The sequence below is a fragment of the Rhizobium sp. ERR 1071 genome (genome assembly GCF_007828675.1).
GTDB classification, from domain to species: Bacteria; Pseudomonadota; Alphaproteobacteria; order Rhizobiales; family Rhizobiaceae; genus Rhizobium; species Rhizobium dioscoreae.
In genome coordinates, this window is sequence record NZ_VITM01000002.1 from 671,627 (window position 1) to 688,290 (window position 16,664).

The following is a 16,664-nucleotide window of genomic DNA, read 5'->3' on the forward strand; positions in this document are numbered from 1 at the left end:
AACCGAGAGCCAGCATCTCCTGAATGAAGCTGAGCGCGGTGTTGTGGCTGGCGATTTCATGTTCGACGATATAGTTGGCGAAGCGATTGGCATGAATGCCGGGCGGTTCTCCATCGATGCCGCCGCAATAAAGGGCGAAGCCGGCGAGCGCCATCAGCCAGCGTTGCTGCGAAGCAAAGACAGAGCATACGCGCTGATTCTCATCATAAGTGGATATAATCTCTCGTGTATAATCGAGGATTTCCGTGAAAAATTTGGGGTCTTGAACAAGTTCCTTCGCGGATAAAGACATGCAACCGTCTCCGATCAGCTGAACAAAGTTTCAAATTGTCTGACGAGATAATTACTAAGATCGCATATACGTAGATAATAAAAGATATCGATCGAGGTCGTTGCGTCAAGATACTTGCGCCGACGAACCAAAGATGGTCCGCAGCCTATGTTCAATGCTCGTGTTGTCGCGAAATTGAGATGGCCCAAAATTAGAGAAGGCAGGAGCTGGGGGAGCTCCTGCCTTCTTGCGCTTTGCTGACGTTCGATGACGCAGGGTGGGGCCCAAAAATCAAACGTCTTTTGCAAAGGCACTCAGGTGGGGCGGCGCCGGGGGTAGGGATGGTGCCCCACCTGAGTATCTGCTGAACTTATCTGAAGATCCTAATCTGCTGGGGCAAAGCCAATGCCTGCGGCGGCAGTTCGGACATTTGAACCTTTACGCCTGCCGTAAGGGCAGGAACTTTCATATTCGCCGGCAACTGATATCCCGCACCGGCATAGAGCACATTCTTTTCGCTGGCGCCGCTGTCCATCGTGGCCGAGCTGTAGGTCGCTGTGGCGAAGATGGCCGCTGCTGCCAAGGGTACGATCAGAATGCGCATTTCCCTCTCCTAAACTGAAAGCCCGTACCTGGTGGCTTCCGGTTCGTCAGGGCGTCTCGGCATGTCGCGTCGCAAAGAAGTTTCTTCGCCGGCTTGTCTCGCCCTGTGAGAAGAACGCTATTGCGGCGCACACGAACAATCAAATTACAAAAAAATAATGTTTGGCTTACAAACCTTGCCGCAAATGCGCCGTCAGAGAGTGTCCCGCGGGCGTCATTGCTTTGCAGCCATTGATTGTCTATTGCAGTGCTCTTATTCGCGTTTATCGACAATAGGCTGCGCAAGTCTTTGCTTTTTGGCGGATTTTCGCGGACGAAATAGTTACTCCTATGGACATAACCCTACCAGTTCCGGTCACGCCGAGGCGATTTTTGAGCGTTTCAGGCCTGTCGAACGCAGCCGTGGATTTCGACACGAATGCGGATAAATGTGTCGCCGTGTTCACGGAGTTGTGATCGAATGGTGAGAATGCGATCGCCGACAAAGGGCTGTGAATAGCGTGGGAGGCGGTCGGGTCATCGTGGCAATGCCCGGTATTCCTGTTTATATGGGATGAGCCAGAGGTAGCCATGCGATTTTCCAATACGTTTCTCGACGAGATTCGCGACCGCGTCTTGATTTCGGACGTGATCGGTCGTCGTGTGACCTGGGACAGGCGCAAGACAAATGTGCCGCGCGGCGATTACTGGGCCTGCTGCCCCTTTCATGGCGAGAAATCGCCAAGCTTCCACTGTGAGGACCGAAAGGGGCGTTACCATTGTTTCGGTTGCGGCGTGACGGGCGATCATTTCCGCTTTTTGACCGAGCTGGAGGGGCTGAGCTTTCCAGAAGCGGTGCAGCAGATCGCCGATATGGCCGGCGTTCCCATGCCTGTTGCGGATCCGATGGAGGCCAAGAAAGAGAAGGAACGCACCTCGCTGCTCGATGTCATGGAGATGGCGACGCAGTTCTTTCAGGATCAGTTACAGACGGCCAACGGCGCACGAGCGCGGGCCTATCTGCGCGATCGCGGCCTCAGCGGCCGCACGATCGAAACCTTCCGCCTCGGATATTCGCCCGATAGCCGCAACGCGCTGAAAGAGCATCTTGCCAGCAAGGGTGTGCTGAAGGAACAGATGGAGGCCTGTGGCCTTGTCGTGCACGAGAATGTGCCGGTTTCCTATGACCGGTTTCGTGACCGCATCATGTTTCCGATTCTCTCTTCCAGGGAAAAGGTGATCGCCTTTGGTGGCCGCGCCATGTCGCCGGATGCACCAGCGAAATATCTGAATTCCAACGAGACAGAGCTCTTTCACAAGGGCAACGTGCTCTACAATTTCACTCGCGCCCGCCGCGCTGCTCAGGGTGCCGACGGCGCTGGCACGATTATAGCAGTCGAAGGTTATATGGATGTCATCGCGCTGCATCAGGCCGGCGTCGAGAATGCGGTTGCGCCGCTCGGCACGGCACTGACGGAGAGCCAGCTCGATCTCCTGTGGAAGATGACGCCGGAGCCGGTGCTCTGCTTCGATGGCGATGGTGCCGGCATCCGTGCCGCCAATCGTGCTGCCGATCTGGCGCTGCCGCACATCAAACCGAACCGCACCGTGCGCTTTGCGCTATTGCCCGATGGCAAGGACCCTGACGATCTCGTGCGGCAGGATGGGCGTGCGCCGTTCGACAAGGTGCTGGCGCAGGCAAAGCCGCTTGCTGAGCTCATCTGGACGAGGGAGGCCGGCAGCGGCACCTTCGAGACGCCGGAGGCGCGTGCGGAGCTGGAAGCGCGATTGCGGCGCATTGTTTCGGTCATCGGCGATGAAGATGTGCGCCGCCATTATCAGCAGAATATGCGCGAGCGGCTGAACGGGCTGTTCCAGCCGCAGTTCCAGCGGGGCGGCCAGCGGGGGCGTGGTTTTTCCCGTGACGGCAATGGCCGCAACTTCGCAGGTCGCAGCGGGCAGGCACGTGTTGGGGCCGCAATGACAACGACGGCATCCGACCGCCTGCAGCGCTCGGCCATGATCAAGGGACATCAGGATATTCCGAGCCTTCGCGAAAGCGTGCTGGCTTTGACCATCGTCAACCATCCGGCGCTGCTGCAGGACGAATATGACGAGATTGCCGCGATCGATTATGACAGCCGTGAGTTGCAGCGGCTCTGGTCCGCGGTTCTCGGGGCAGCCGCAACTCTTGTCGGGCCTCAGCTCGTCCGCGAGCGACTGGTCGAGCAATTAGAAGAACAGGATTTCGGCGCCTTGCTGAAGGGTCTGGAGCAGCAGATTCGCAATGCCCGTCTGTGGACGGCGACCGAGGAGGCCGCCATGGAGGATGCGCGCGAGGGGTATCGCCAGGCGCTCGCGCTCCATAAGCGCTCGAAAGCATTGCGCTGGCATAAGATCGAGCTGGAGGGTGCTATTGCCGAGGCGACGGAAGAAGGCGACGGTGAAGCGATCGAGCCATTGATTCGCGCCTTGCAGGAAGTACAGCTCGAGGCACTGCGGCTGGAAAACCAGGAAGCGATCATCGATGGCTTCGGCGTGCTCTCCGGTCGCGTCAAAGGTGCTGCTGGAAAATAGGGAATAGATGCCTCAGCCTGAACGACAAGAGCCGCGATTTTCCGCAGACGACGCATTGTTTGGTGAGGGCACACCTGCGCCCACGCCGCTCGATGTGCTGAAACGCGTCTACGGCTATTCCGCCTTTCGCGGCAAGCAGCAGCAGGTTATCGAGCATGTCGTTTCCGGCGGCGATGCGGTCGTGCTGTTTCCGACCGGTGCCGGTAAGTCGCTGTGCTTCCAGATACCCGCGCTCTGCCGCGATGGTATCGGCATCGTCGTCTCGCCGCTGATTGCGCTGATGCGCGATCAGGTGGAGGCGATGAAGCAGCTCGGCATTCGGGCGGCCGCCTTGAATTCGTCGCTGTCGCGCGAGGAGGCCAGTGATGTCTATCGCGCTATTTCCGCCGGCAAGCTCGATCTGCTTTATGTGACGCCGGAACGTATCGCGACGGAAGGCTTCTGCCAGATGCTCGGCAGAGCGAAGATCGCGCTTTTCGCGATCGACGAGGCGCATTGCGTCTCGCAATGGGGGCATGATTTCAGGCCGGAATATCGCGATCTCGGCAGGCTTGCCGAGCTCTTTCCCGGCGTCCCGCGCATCGCCCTGACGGCAACGGCCGATCCGCACACGCGCGACGACATCATCGAACGGCTGTCGCTCGACAATGCCAAGGTCTTCACCACCAGCTTCGACCGTCCGAACATTACCTATGAGATTGTCGAGCGCGATCAGCCGCGCCAGCAATTGCTGCGTTTTCTCGATGAGCATCGTGGCGATAGCGGCATTGTTTATTGCCTCTCGCGCGCAAAGGTCGAGGATACGGCAGAATGGCTGAACGGGCAGGGCATCCGCGCACTTCCCTATCATGCCGGCATGGATCGAGCGCTTCGCGATGCCAATCAGGATGCCTTCTTGAAAGAGGAAGACCTGTGCCTCGTGGCGACGGTTGCCTTCGGCATGGGCATCGACAAGCCGAATGTGCGCTATGTCGCCCATCTCGATCTGCCGGGTTCAGTGGAAGCCTATTATCAGGAGACGGGACGAGCCGGGCGTGATGGCCTTTCCTCGAATGTCTGGATGGCCTATGGCATGGCCGACGTCATCCAGCGTCGGCGGATGATCGATGAAGGCGGGGCATCCGAGGAGATCAAGCGTGTCGAGCGGGCAAAGCTCAATGCGCTGCTCGCCATTTGTGAAACGGCAGGATGCCGGCGGCAGTCCATCCTCGCGCATTTCGGTGAGGCACACGGCGGCGGCTGCGGCAATTGCGATACCTGCCTCAAGCCTGTCGAGACTTGGGACGGGACGGAAGCGGCGATCAAGGCGCTCGCCGCCGTCTATCGCACCGGCGAGCGTTTCGGCACCGGCCATGTCATCGATGTGCTGATGGGCACCGTCAACGAGAAGACCGAGCGCTTCGGCCATGTCGACATGCCGGTTTTCGGCGCGGGAAAGGATATTCCCGCCCGCACCTGGCAATCGATCTTCCGGCAGTTGCTGGCGAGCGGTTTCATCAGCATCGACCACACGGCCTTCGGTGCCATGAAGCTCGGGGAGCAGGCAAGGGCTGTCTTCAAGCGCGAACGGCAGATCTTCTTCCGCAAGGATCGGCCCGAAACGGGCCGTCGCGGCAAGAAGGCGGGACGACCGGAGAAGCAGGCTCACGGTCTTACCGGCGAAGACCAGCTTCTCTTCGATACGCTACGGGCCGAGCGTACCCGGATCGCCAGGGAATTGGGCGTGCCGCCTTATGTCGTTTTTCCGGATACGACCCTTATCGCCTTTGCGACGGAGCGGCCGAAAAACCATAAGGCGCTTCTGAGGATTTCCGGCGTCGGTCAGTCAAAACTCGAACGCTACGGAGATGCGTTCCTTGCTGTCATCTCGGATTTCGTCAGTCGTTGATCTCTGGCGGCGGAGCGTGCAGGCCAGGCGGTTTGGCGGCTACATGCGCACCGTCATGCCCCCATCCACGGTCAGGACATGGCCGTTGACGAAGGATGCGGCGTCGCTGGCGAGGAACAGTGCGGCGCCCGCAATCTCGTCCGGACGTCCCCAGCGCTGAGCGGGTATGCGCTGGCGCACGATGGGGATCAGGTCTTCGTTCGCGACCATGGCCGCGTTGGTTTCCGTGGCGAACCAGCCTGGTGCGATGGCGTTGCTTGTGATGCCGTGAGGGCCAAATTCCACAGCCATGCTGCGCATGAGGCCCGTCAGGCCCTGCTTGGCGGCGGGATAGACACAGTCACCCGGCATGACGACCTGACCGCTGATCGAAGTGACCGAGATCAGCCGCCCATGATTGTTTCGTTTCATCAAACGCGCGGCATCGCGGGAGAGCATGATCGAGGCGGCGAGATCCGTGTTGAGCAAGGCGAGAATCGCCTCGTCGTCGAAGTCGGCCAGCGGGCGCCTGTCGCGCGCACCGACGTTGTTGATCAATATGTCGAGCCGGCCATGATTTTTCTCGATGTCACTTATTGCTGCGTGCTGAGCGTCGCGATCGGAAATGTCGAAGGCGGCGGTTTCTGCCGAGCCACCTCTCGCCTGGATGATCCCGACGGCCGTATTCAATGTCGCTGCGGTCCGCCCATTGACGATGACGTGAGCGCCGGCATCGGCAAGAGCCTTCGCCATTTCGAATCCGAGCCCGCGTCCGCCTCCGGTGATGAGGGCAACCCGTCTTGCGAGGGAGAATCTATGGAATATGCTCATGGCTCTCCCTTATTTTCAGAGTAACGCTAATCTGCTGTGAAATATTGGACTGAGTCAAGTAATTTTTGAGATAGTGAGCAATGAGGGCTAGCTGGAAAGTTGCGTGTATTAAGTCCGCTTTGACAGATAATATCGAAACTGCCGCCTATCGCGCAGACGTCACGGCGTTGCGCATTTTTGCCGCTGTCGGATGCAGCAACGGGCCAGATCCTATGTTATTCCTTCATGAATTAGGCCCTTTGACCAGCATCGGAATGCGACCATGACTTCAGCGTTCATATCCCATTTGCGCAACGAGCTTCTCGGCCTGAAAGAAGCCGGCCTCTATAAGGCCGAGCGCGTCATCACATCCAAGCAGGCCGGCGAAATCGCCGTGCTTGGGGGTGCGCGCGTCCTTAATTTCTGCGCGAACAACTATCTTGGACTTGCCGATAATGAGGAGCTCGCGGAAGCAGCGAAGAAGGCGCTAGATCGCTATGGCTACGGCATGGCCTCGGTACGTTTTATCTGCGGCACGCAGGAGGAGCACAAGCAGCTCGAGGCACGGATCTCAGCCTTTCTCGGCATGGAGGCGACGATCCTCTATTCTTCCTGCTTCGATGCCAATGGCGGGTTGTTCGAGACGCTGCTATCGGAAGAAGATGCCATCATCTCGGATGCCCTTAATCATGCCTCCATTATTGATGGCGTCCGGCTCTCCAAAGCCAAACGCTTCCGTTACGCCAACAACGACATGGCAGCGCTTGAGGAGGAACTGAAGAAGGCCGAAGGCAGCCGCTTCAAGCTGATCGCGACCGACGGCGTCTTTTCGATGGACGGCATCATTGCCAATCTCGGCGGCGTCTGCGATCTGGCGGAAAAATATGGCGCGATGGTCATGGTCGACGATAGCCACGCGGTCGGCTTCGTCGGCGAGCATGGTCGGGGCTCGGCGGAATATTGCGGCGTCGAAGGCCGGATCGACATCATCACCGGCACACTCGGCAAGGCGCTTGGCGGGGCGTCCGGGGGCTATACGTCGGCCAGAGGTGAAATCGTCGAGTGGCTGCGGCAGCGCTCGCGTCCCTATCTTTTCTCGAACACCTTGGCGCCTGTCATCGCCGCGGCCTCGTTGAAGGTGTTCGATCTTATCGAAAACGGCTCCGACCTGCGTGCACGGCTTCAAGGCAATGCCGAACTCTTCCGCCGTGAAATGACCAAGCTCGGCTTCACGCTGGCGGGGGCGGATCACCCGATCATTCCCGTCATGCTCGGCGATGCGAAGCTCGCGCAGGACATGGCGGCGCTCATGCTGCAGAAGGGCGTCTATGTCATCGGCTTTTCCTTCCCCGTGGTGCCGAAGGGTCAGGCGCGCATCCGAACGCAGATGTCGGCCGCCCACTCGAAGGCCGATGTCGAAAAGGCGATCGCAGCCTTTGCCGAAGCCGGAAAAGAACTTGGAATCATTTGAATTGGTTGGAGAGAACCGATCATGTCGAACATGATGAAAGCGTTGGTCAAATCCAAGCCGGAGGTCGGGCTGTGGATGGAGCATGTGCCGGTTCCCGAAGTCGGGCCGAACGATGTTCTGATTCGGGTCAAGAAGTCAGCGATCTGCGGCACCGATGTCCATATTTGGAACTGGGATCAATGGGCGCAAAAGACCATTCCCGTGCCGATGGTCGTCGGTCACGAATTCTGCGGTGAGATCGCCGAGATCGGTTCCGCCGTGACGAAATATCATGTCGGTGAGCGCGTCTCGGGTGAAGGTCATATCGTTTGCGGCAAATGTCGCAACTGCCGGGCGGGCAGGGGCCATCTCTGCCGCAACACGCTCGGCGTCGGCGTCAACCGTCCCGGCTCCTTCGGTGAGTTCGTCTGTATTCCCGAATCCAATGTCGTGCCGATCCCCGACGATATCCCGGATGAAATTGCCGCGATTTTCGATCCCTTCGGCAATGCCGTGCATACGGCACTCTCCTTCGATCTGGTCGGCGAGGATGTACTGGTGACCGGCGCGGGGCCGATCGGCATAATGGGGGCCATGGTCGCCAAGCGCTCCGGTGCGCGCAAGGTCGTCATTACCGATATCAATCCCACCCGGTTGGCACTTGCCCGCAAGGTCGGCATCGATCATGTCGTCGACGCATCTAAGGAAAATCTTGCCGATGTGATGAAGTCCATTGGCATGACCGAGGGGTTTGACGTCGGTCTGGAAATGTCGGGCGCGGCTCCCGCCTTCCGCGACATGATCGACAAGATGAACAATGGCGGCAAGATCGCCATTCTCGGCATTGCGCCGGCAGGCTTCGAGATCGACTGGAACAAGGTCATCTTCAAGATGCTGAACCTCAAGGGCATTTACGGCCGCGAGATGTTCGAGACCTGGTACAAGATGATTGCCTTCGTGCAAGGCGGTCTCGATGTATCGCCCGTCATCACGCATCGTATCGGCATCGATGCTTTCCGCGATGGTTTCGAAGCAATGCGCTCGGGCAATTCCGGCAAGGTCGTCATGGACTGGAATTGATGCCATTCGGACACACTTCCGGCCTCGGTAATACCTGCCGATGCTGGAAATGTGAGGCTTTGCTCAGAATGCTCTTGTCATCGCGTGGGGACTTCCTAAATACGGGAGACATTAAATCGCTGCGTGCGGAGCCTGTGGATAAGGCTTTTTCGCGCATTTAACGGGCTTTTTTGCTGGAAAAGCTTGACGAGAACTAAAATTCTGGGAATCACCGTTTGACTTCGGAAAGAACGGTAAAACTGGATCAAGCGGATCACCTGATATCATGGCCGGAAATCCAAACGCAATCCAGCTTTGCACTCCGGTGGCGGTGATCGTGGTTAATTGGGCATTAAAGGTCATTCCGTTAGGTGTTCGTCGGTGAGTCGCGGCTGGTGCAGGGCGCGCCAGTCAGTGTGATTGTTTCACCGCGTGTAAGTTTGCAGCGTCAGGGAAAGCGACGATATAAAGATGGCAACAAAGGTCAAAGAGAACGAAGAAGCTGAAGTCGAGCGCGACGGCACCTCCGACGGCCCACTTCTCGATCTTTCCGACGACGCGGTCAAGAAGATGATCAAGGCCGCGAAGAAGCGCGGCTATGTGACGATGGACGAGCTCAACGCCGTTCTTCCGTCCGAGGAAGTGACGTCCGAACAGATCGAAGATACGATGGCCATGCTTTCGGACATGGGCATCAACGTCATTGAGGACGAAGACGTCGAAGAGGCTGGCGCTGCGGCCAGCGACGACGACGATGCCGGCGGCGATGACGACAGTGAAGGCGGCGAATTGGCCCCCTCCACCGGTTCCGCGCTCGCGACCGCAAAGAAGAAAGAACCGACCGACCGCACGGACGACCCGGTACGCATGTATCTGCGCGAAATGGGCTCCGTCGAGCTTCTGTCGCGCGAAGGCGAAATCGCGATTGCCAAGCGCATCGAAGCCGGTCGCGAAACCATGATCGGCGGCCTCTGTGAGAGCCCGCTGACGTTCCAGGCGCTGATTATTTGGCGCGACGAACTCAACGAAGGCACGACGCTGCTGCGCGAGATCATCGATCTCGAAACCACCTATTCCGGTCCCGAGGCCAAGGCTGCCCCGCAGTTCCAGAGCCCGGAGAAGATCGAGGCTGACCGCAAGGCGGCCGAAGAGAAGGAAAAGGCACGTCGCGGCCGTGCTCCTTCCGGCGACGACGACATCACCAATGTTGGCGGTGAAGGTCTACCGATCGAGGAGGAGGAAGAGGACGAGGACGAGTCCAACCTCTCCCTCGCTGCGATGGAAGCCGAGCTTCGTCCACAGGTCATGACGACGCTCGACATCATCGCCGAAACATACAAGAAGCTGCGCAAGCTGCAGGACCAGCAGGTCGAGCAGCGCCTGTCGGCCTCCGGCACGCTGTCCTCCGCCCAGGAACGCCGCTACAAGGAACTCAAGGATGAGCTGGTCAAGTCGGTCAAGTCTCTGTCGCTGAACCAGAACCGCATCGACGCGCTCGTTGAGCAGCTCTACGACATCAACAAGCGTCTCGTTCAGAACGAAGGCCGCCTGCTGCGTCTTGCCGAATCCTACGGTGTCAAGCGCGACAGCTTCCTGGAGCAGTATCAGGGCGCCGAACTCGACCCGAACTGGATGAAGTCGATCGGCAATCTGGCTGCCCGCGGTTGGAAGGAATTCGCCAAGAGCGAAAACACGACGATCCGCGATATCCGTCAGGAAATTCAGAACCTTGCGACCGAAACCGGTATCTCGATCTCGGAATTCCGCCGCATCGTTCACATGGTTCAGAAGGGCGAGCGCGAAGCCCGCATCGCCAAGAAGGAAATGGTCGAAGCCAACCTGCGCCTCGTCATCTCCATCGCCAAGAAGTACACGAACCGCGGCCTGCAGTTCCTCGACCTCATTCAGGAAGGCAATATCGGCCTGATGAAGGCAGTCGATAAGTTCGAATATCGTCGTGGTTACAAGTTCTCGACTTACGCCACCTGGTGGATTCGCCAGGCGATCACCCGTTCGATCGCCGACCAGGCGCGCACCATCCGTATTCCGGTGCACATGATCGAAACGATCAACAAGATCGTCCGCACGTCGCGCCAGATGCTGCACGAAATCGGCCGTGAGCCGACGCCGGAAGAACTGGCCGAAAAGCTCGCCATGCCGCTCGAAAAGGTGCGCAAGGTTCTGAAGATCGCCAAGGAGCCGATCTCGCTCGAAACCCCGGTGGGTGACGAAGAAGATTCGCATCTCGGCGATTTCATCGAGGACAAGAACGCGCTTCTGCCGATTGACGCCGCCATCCAGGCGAACCTGCGCGAAACGACGACCCGCGTTCTGGCATCGCTGACCCCACGCGAAGAGCGCGTACTGCGCATGCGCTTTGGCATCGGCATGAACACCGACCACACGCTCGAAGAAGTCGGCCAGCAGTTCTCGGTCACGCGCGAACGTATCCGTCAGATCGAGGCGAAGGCGCTGCGTAAGCTCAAGCATCCCAGCCGCAGCCGCAAGCTCCGGAGCTTCCTCGACAGTTGAGGTCTGGCGCAAGCCGACATCGGTAGTTTACAAAGCCAGGCCCGGTTCGCGAAAGCGAGCCGGGCTTTTCATTGGCGATATCGGACTCAAAGAGGGTGATCATGGCGAGCAAGCCGCAATTCATGGAAACAGACATCCCAATGCGGCTACGCGATGCATTGGCTGGATATGAATGGCGGCAGGATGCGCTCGGGCGTTCTTCGGCCCATGTGTTCCGGCTTGAAGCTGATGGACGCGTGCCTGTTTATCTCAAGACTGAGGTGACCGACACCTTGGGTGAATTGGCCGGCGAGGTTGTCAGGCTGCGATGGCTGGCCTCGCAGGGCCTTGCGTGCCCTGATATCATTGCCCATGAGAAGGACGGCGAACGCGAATGGCTTTTGATGAGTGCTCTTCCCGACAGCGATTTCGTCAGCGCCGAGTGGTTACAGCCGCTTGAGCGGGTGCGGCTTTTTGCGGGTGCCTTGCGGCGATTGCACGCCATCGATATTGCAGCCTGCCCCTTCGATCATCGGCTGGAGAATAGAATTGCTGCGGCAAGGGCACACTTGCTTGCCGGCCGCGTCGATGAGGACGACTTTGATGAGGCCCGGCTCGGAAGGTCGGCGGCGGATCTTTTCCGCGAACTTCAGGCCACGAGACCGACGACGGAGGATCTTGTCGTCACCCATGGCGATGCCTGCCTTCCGAATTTCGTAGTCGATGGCGATAGATTCAGCGGTTATATCGATTGCGGCCGCCTCGGCGTGGCTGATCGCCATCAGGATATCGCGCTGGCCTGCGGTAGCGTCGAGCACAATTTCGGACAGGAATTGGTTGGCGAGTTTTTGAAAGCCTATGGCGATTTTGAACCGCAGGCCGAAAAGATGGCCTATTATCGGCTACTGGATGAGTTCTTCTAGCGGGAGATGCGGCTATCCCGCGCTGCGCGATCACGCAGGTTTGTTTTTGCGCCATTGCAGATCGCGCAGATGCCTGACAAGTTCGATTTCGGCCGATACCTCTTTCCCGGCGTGTGGTCGGGTACCATATGTCAGCGACCGAAAAGTCTTCTGATCTGTTTGCCAGCAAGGATCGAATGAATCGATGCGCAATTTCCTCTTGATTGCTTTCTCTGCGCGAGTCCTCGGCTGAACGATGGAAAAGGGCGCGGAAAAACGGGATAGGGAGATAAGGCCGGGCTTTGTCCTGTCGATCCTTCTGCACGTCCTGTTTGTCGCGCTCTTTTTGCTGCCGCTATTTCCCGCGCCGCCAGAGGCGAAGCCCGAGCAGAGCGTCAATGTCGAGCTGGTGCCGCAGCAGGAGGAAAAACAGGAACTGGCGACGAAGGCGAATGAGAAGCCCGACCAGCCTCCCAAACCGACGCCAAGACCTGACGAGAAGCCGGCAGAACAGACGGCGGACGCTCAACAGGAGCCGCAGCAGCCGGAGGGAAAGAAGGCGGATGAACAGCCGCCAAAGCAATCCAACCCTGAGGGCAAGAAGCAGGCAGAGAAGCCCGCATCCAGGCCTGACGAGGCCAAGGCTGATAAGCCGGTAGAGCAGGCGAAGTCTGAGCCCAAACCTGATGATCCCGGCGCTGAGAAGCCTGTTGAGAAAGCGGAACAGCAGCCTTCTGCGACCGAAACGTCGCTTCCGGACATGAAGGGCGATCAGAAGGACGCAAATACCACGCAGCAGGCAGACGCGTCGGAACAGTCGAAGGACGATAACCCCCCAACGCCTCCGAACGATGCTGCGGCTGAACAACAAGCGGATGCTCAGGCGGCTGCGCAAGCCGAGGCTCAGGCACAGGCGGCGCGGCAGGAAGCGCAGGAAGCGCAGCAGCCAGCTGACGCTAAGGATCCGCAGACAAATGCGGCCCAACCGCCGGCAAGCGACTCGTCCGCGAAAGCCTCGTCGACCGCACCAGACGTCCTGGCGACCAACGAACCTTCGGATTCGCAAGTGCAGCCACCGCAGACCCCAGCGGCAGATCAGAATGATCCGCAAGCACAAGCTCCCGCCCCAGCACCATCATCCGATCCGCAGCAGCAGTCTCCTGCCGAGCAGGCCACGGACGAAGCGAAAGACCCGCCGCAGATTGTTGTTCCGGCGGTGAAGCCATCTCCTTCACAGCAGAGTGCTCAAAGCCAGTCTGCTTCGGGAGGCCAAAGTAACCCGGCTGAAGGCGGCACTGCATTGGTTACCGAGCCGCAAGCTCCCAAATCGGTTGCGCCGAAGCGAGCTATTCAGGCCAAGAAGCTTTATTCAAGTGCCGAGATAGCGCGTCTGTCCAAAAGCGAATACGACGCTTGGAAGAAGCTGCCACGGCGCCAACGCGTGGCCTATCTCTGCAATTCGGAGGAAAAACTTCAATACCGCCACGATTTGCAGGCTATTGGCTATGTGAATTCCGCGCTATCGCAGGCGATGGTTTCCGATGCTGCTCTGTTTGGAGACGGCGTCGCCGTGCAGACTCCCAATGGCTGGCAGAGAGTAGCATTCACCTGCGAAGTCGATAGTGATGCATTGAAGGTTACCGCTTTTTCCTACACCGTCAGGGGGCGCGTTTCTCCTAGCCAACTCGACAAGCTGGGCTTTCTTGGAAATTGATTTGGCTGGGTCGCCTCAAGCGTCTGGCTGAAACAATAGTTTATTCCCAACCCGATCGAAATTCAGTCCATTTCATCATACAATTGCCTGCATCTCACTGATTCAGTGTTCTTCCATCGCCCTTTTCTCAAGATTCCAATGTCCTCGATTACAGCCGATTCCAGTTCTGCGGCAGCGGGCCGCTCCGCCCTGCGTGGTGTCCTCGTGGCATTCGCGTCCTATGCAGTCTTCGCCTTCAGCGATGCGTCGATCAAGATCCTTCACGGGACGATCCCTTCCTATCAGGTCGCGTTCATCGGTGCGCTGTTCGGCTTTGCCGCCATACCTTTCCTGAAGAAGCGGGAAGACGAGTGGCTCGATATGGTGCGGACGTCAAACCGTCCCTTGTGGCTGCTGCGCTTCGTCTGCGGCGCGGCGGGCGCCATCTGCTCCGTCGTTGCCTTCACCAAACTGCCAATGGCGGAAGCCTTTGCGCTGCTGTTTCTGCTGCCGTCCTTTGTCACCATTCTCTCTGTGATTTTTCTCAAGGAGGATGTGCGCTGGCAGCGCTGGACGGCGGTCATTCTCGGTTTCGTCGGCGTGTTGATCGTCCTGCGTCCGGGTTTTCGCGAGCTCTCGGTCGGGCACCTTTGCGCGGCAATCGGTGGCCTTGCGGCGGCCATCTCCATCGTCATCAACCGCGCGCTCGGTTCAAAGGAGAAGCGCATCTCGCTCTATGGGGCAGGCCTTTTCGGAACGCTTATCGTCAGCGGCCTCCTCATGCTCTCCGAAGTCACCATGCCCACGCCGACGCAATGGATATTCCTCGCGAGCTACGGCCTGCTTGGCGCGTGCGGCAGTGTCCTGCTCTTGACGGCTGCGCAGATGGCGCCTGCCAATCTGGTTGCGCCGCCGCAATATAGTCAGATGCTCTGGGCGATCGCCTTTGGCTACCTGTTGTTCAACGACAGCATCGATATGCCGATGGCCGTCGGCATCGTCCTCATCATCTTTTCCGGCCTGCTGACATTGGCGCGGGAGCGCAAGCGCGGCACGCCGCTGCCGACGGCGGTTGCCGGCAATACGCAGGCCGCATTGGTGACGGCGGAGGAAGACAAGGCTGCAGGCGGCGTTTAAGTCTTGTGTCCCGATTGCGGGTACGCGACATTGTCGCTCATATGGGACGCCTTAGCTGATAGAGCGAATAGGCGGGATGAGAGGCACCAGCGATGAAGTCCGGTCAATTCAGGATATACCGCTCTCGCCTTGCCGGCATCGAGGCAGTCCGAGCCGAAACCGGCCATAGCTTCCCTAAGCACACGCATGACCAATTCGGCATCGGTGTCATCGAGGCCGGTGCGCAGAGGTCGCTTAGCGGGCGAGGGGTGGTGCAGGCAGAGGCCGGCGACGTCATCAGCGTCAACCCGAACGAGGTGCATGACGGCATGCCCATCGGCCAAAGCCGCGCGTGGTCCATGCTCTATTTCGATCCCCGGCTGATCGGCGATCTGTTGCGCGATGTCGGCGAGGGTAGGTTCGGTGTGGTGGAATTCCCGTCGCCTGTCATCCGCGACGGGGAGATGGCTGGGCATTTCAGAAGCCTGTTTTCGCTTCTGGTCAAGGATGCGGCTGAAAATGTTCTCCTGCGGGATGGCCTGCTGCTGTCGCTCATCGCCGCTGTGATGCGTGAGGGATCCGGTGCCTTGCGTGAAGATGCCATTTCCACTGATATCAAAAAGGCGCGCGAGCTGATCGATGACGATCCAGCCGCTCCCCTGACCCTTGCCGAGCTTGCGGAGTTGTGCGGTCTAAGCCAATTTCGTTTCCTGCGGGCCTTCACCAAGGCGACGGGGCTGACGCCGCATGCTTACCTCATGCAGCGCCGGATTCATAAAGCGCGCCGACTGATTGCGGTGGGCATGTCCTTAGCCGAAGCGACCTTTGCCAGCGGTTTTTCCGATCAGAGCCATATGACGCGCCTCTTCGTCCGCAATTTCGGCGTCTCGCCCGGCGCCTATGCGGCGGCGATCGGCTGAAGCTTCTGCAATTTTATTCAAGACCGGAGGACAGCGGCGAGGTTTCCTGCTGCGCCAAGCAGATGCCTATCAGGAGGTGCCATGTTTTTCCGCCATTCGAACGAGATTTGGAGTGAGTTTCCCGAGCTGGTTCCCGGCGTGTTGTTTGCCGAAGGGATCACCTCGACTGTCGATGTCGAAGATCGGATTGCCAAATATCATGCGATTGCTGCAGACCGGCTAAAGCAAGGTCCAGAGGGCGAGATGGCTGAAATCCAGGCCTGGCGTCGTGCCTTCTCGAAAATGGGTTTGAAGCCGACACAATATCGTTGCGCATCCGAAGCGCTGCTGCGCCGATTTCGCCAGGAAGGGTCGTTGCCGCGGCTGCACCCGCTCGTCGATCTTTGCAATGCCATCTCGATCGCTTTCGCAATTCCCGTCGCCGTGTTCAATCTTGCGAAAATCTCTGGCGATCTCGAAGTGCGGCATGCGAGCGGCAGCGAAACCTATTTGACCTTTTCCGGCGAAATAGAGCATCCGGCAGTCAGAGAAGTGATCTTTGCCGATGGAGCAGGACGGGCGCATGCCCGGCGCTGGACCAATCGCCAGAGTGGTTTGTCCGCCGTGCGCAATGATACACATGCGGTGTTGATTGTCGCGGAGGCGCTGCACGAATCGGCAGGCAGCGATGTTCCGAAGCTGATCGATGCGATTGCGTCGGAGTTGACCGCCATCTGGTCGATCGAGGCCACGCAGGGCCTCCTCAGCCTGTCATCACCGCGATTTGATCTGTCGGCCGCAATGAATTTGCAACTGCAGCAAAAACGAGATTGACAGAAGGCGCGTTCAGGCAGAGCAGGGACTGTAGAATTTCCGACTGTCGAGAAGCATGTCTGCAAGCGTCCGTGGCGGCAGACTAAGAAGGCT

At 58.7% G+C, this 16,664-nt stretch carries 14 protein-coding genes; 11 read left to right on the plus strand and 3 right to left on the minus strand.

All coding sequences use genetic code 11. The features are described 5' to 3' along the window. Positions 1-58 precede the first annotated feature (58 nt). Positions 59-286, plus strand: a complete 228-nt coding sequence (locus FBZ99_RS33425) for a hypothetical protein (RefSeq protein WP_233788719.1) — start codon at positions 59-61, stop codon at positions 284-286. 355 nt (positions 287-641) lie between these two features. Here the strand turns inward: FBZ99_RS33425 and FBZ99_RS08575 are convergent, their stop codons facing one another. Beyond that, positions 642-875 carry a hypothetical protein gene (locus FBZ99_RS08575; protein ID WP_092711581.1) on the minus strand — a complete coding sequence of 78 codons (234 nt, stop codon included), beginning with the start codon at positions 873-875 and terminating at the stop codon, positions 642-644. A gap of 569 nt (positions 876-1,444) precedes the next feature. Between FBZ99_RS08575 and dnaG the strand changes: the two genes are divergently transcribed. Further along, positions 1,445-3,430 (plus strand): DNA primase, encoded by a 1,986-nt coding sequence (gene dnaG / locus FBZ99_RS08580; protein WP_145632486.1) that lies wholly within the window; start codon positions 1,445-1,447, stop codon positions 3,428-3,430. A 7-nt stretch (positions 3,431-3,437) separates the two neighbouring features. Next, entirely contained in the window at positions 3,438-5,318 is a 1,881-nt protein-coding gene (recQ, locus tag FBZ99_RS08585; protein WP_145632489.1) for a DNA helicase RecQ, read from the plus strand. Between the two features lie 39 nt (positions 5,319-5,357). Here the strand turns inward: recQ and FBZ99_RS08590 are convergent, their stop codons facing one another. After that, positions 5,358-6,128, minus strand: a complete 771-nt coding sequence (locus FBZ99_RS08590) for an SDR family oxidoreductase (RefSeq protein ID WP_145632492.1) — start codon at positions 6,126-6,128, stop codon at positions 5,358-5,360. Positions 6,129-6,390: 262 nt separating this feature from the next. On the opposite strand from FBZ99_RS08590, the gene FBZ99_RS08595 reads away from it, so the two are divergent. Together FBZ99_RS08595 and tdh are read left to right on the plus strand one after the other, a co-directional pair. Continuing rightward, positions 6,391-7,578, plus strand: a complete 1,188-nt coding sequence (locus FBZ99_RS08595) for a glycine C-acetyltransferase (RefSeq protein ID WP_113332281.1) — start codon at positions 6,391-6,393, stop codon at positions 7,576-7,578. A gap of 21 nt (positions 7,579-7,599) precedes the next feature. Next, positions 7,600-8,637, plus strand: coding sequence for an L-threonine 3-dehydrogenase (tdh, locus tag FBZ99_RS08600; protein ID WP_113332282.1), 1,038 nt, complete (start codon positions 7,600-7,602; stop codon positions 8,635-8,637). A gap of 111 nt (positions 8,638-8,748) precedes the next feature. Here the strand turns inward: tdh and FBZ99_RS08605 are convergent, their stop codons facing one another. Continuing rightward, on the minus strand, positions 8,749-8,979 hold the full coding sequence (locus FBZ99_RS08605) for a hypothetical protein (RefSeq protein ID WP_145316595.1): 231 nt from the start codon (positions 8,977-8,979) through the stop codon (positions 8,749-8,751). A gap of 108 nt (positions 8,980-9,087) precedes the next feature. Between FBZ99_RS08605 and rpoD the strand changes: the two genes are divergently transcribed. The 6 genes from rpoD (at position 9,088) to FBZ99_RS08635 (ending at position 16,571) form a co-directional block, all read left to right on the plus strand. After that, positions 9,088-11,148 (plus strand): RNA polymerase sigma factor RpoD, encoded by a 2,061-nt coding sequence (gene rpoD, locus FBZ99_RS08610; protein ID WP_113332283.1) that lies wholly within the window; start codon positions 9,088-9,090, stop codon positions 11,146-11,148. A 101-nt stretch (positions 11,149-11,249) separates the two neighbouring features. Then, positions 11,250-12,050, plus strand: a complete 801-nt coding sequence (locus FBZ99_RS08615; RefSeq protein WP_186450295.1) for an APH(3')-II family aminoglycoside O-phosphotransferase — start codon at positions 11,250-11,252, stop codon at positions 12,048-12,050. A 235-nt stretch (positions 12,051-12,285) separates the two neighbouring features. Beyond that, entirely contained in the window at positions 12,286-13,743 is a 1,458-nt protein-coding gene (locus FBZ99_RS08620; protein ID WP_145632495.1) for a DUF930 domain-containing protein, read from the plus strand. A 138-nt stretch (positions 13,744-13,881) separates the two neighbouring features. Next, entirely contained in the window at positions 13,882-14,859 is a 978-nt protein-coding gene (locus FBZ99_RS08625) for a DMT family transporter (RefSeq protein ID WP_145632498.1), read from the plus strand. Between the two features lie 92 nt (positions 14,860-14,951). Then, entirely contained in the window at positions 14,952-15,758 is an 807-nt protein-coding gene (locus FBZ99_RS08630; protein ID WP_145632501.1) for an AraC family transcriptional regulator, read from the plus strand. Between the two features lie 81 nt (positions 15,759-15,839). Beyond that, positions 15,840-16,571 carry a B3/B4 domain-containing protein gene (locus tag FBZ99_RS08635; RefSeq protein WP_145632504.1) on the plus strand — a complete coding sequence of 244 codons (732 nt, stop codon included), beginning with the start codon at positions 15,840-15,842 and terminating at the stop codon, positions 16,569-16,571. Positions 16,572-16,664 lie beyond the last annotated feature (93 nt).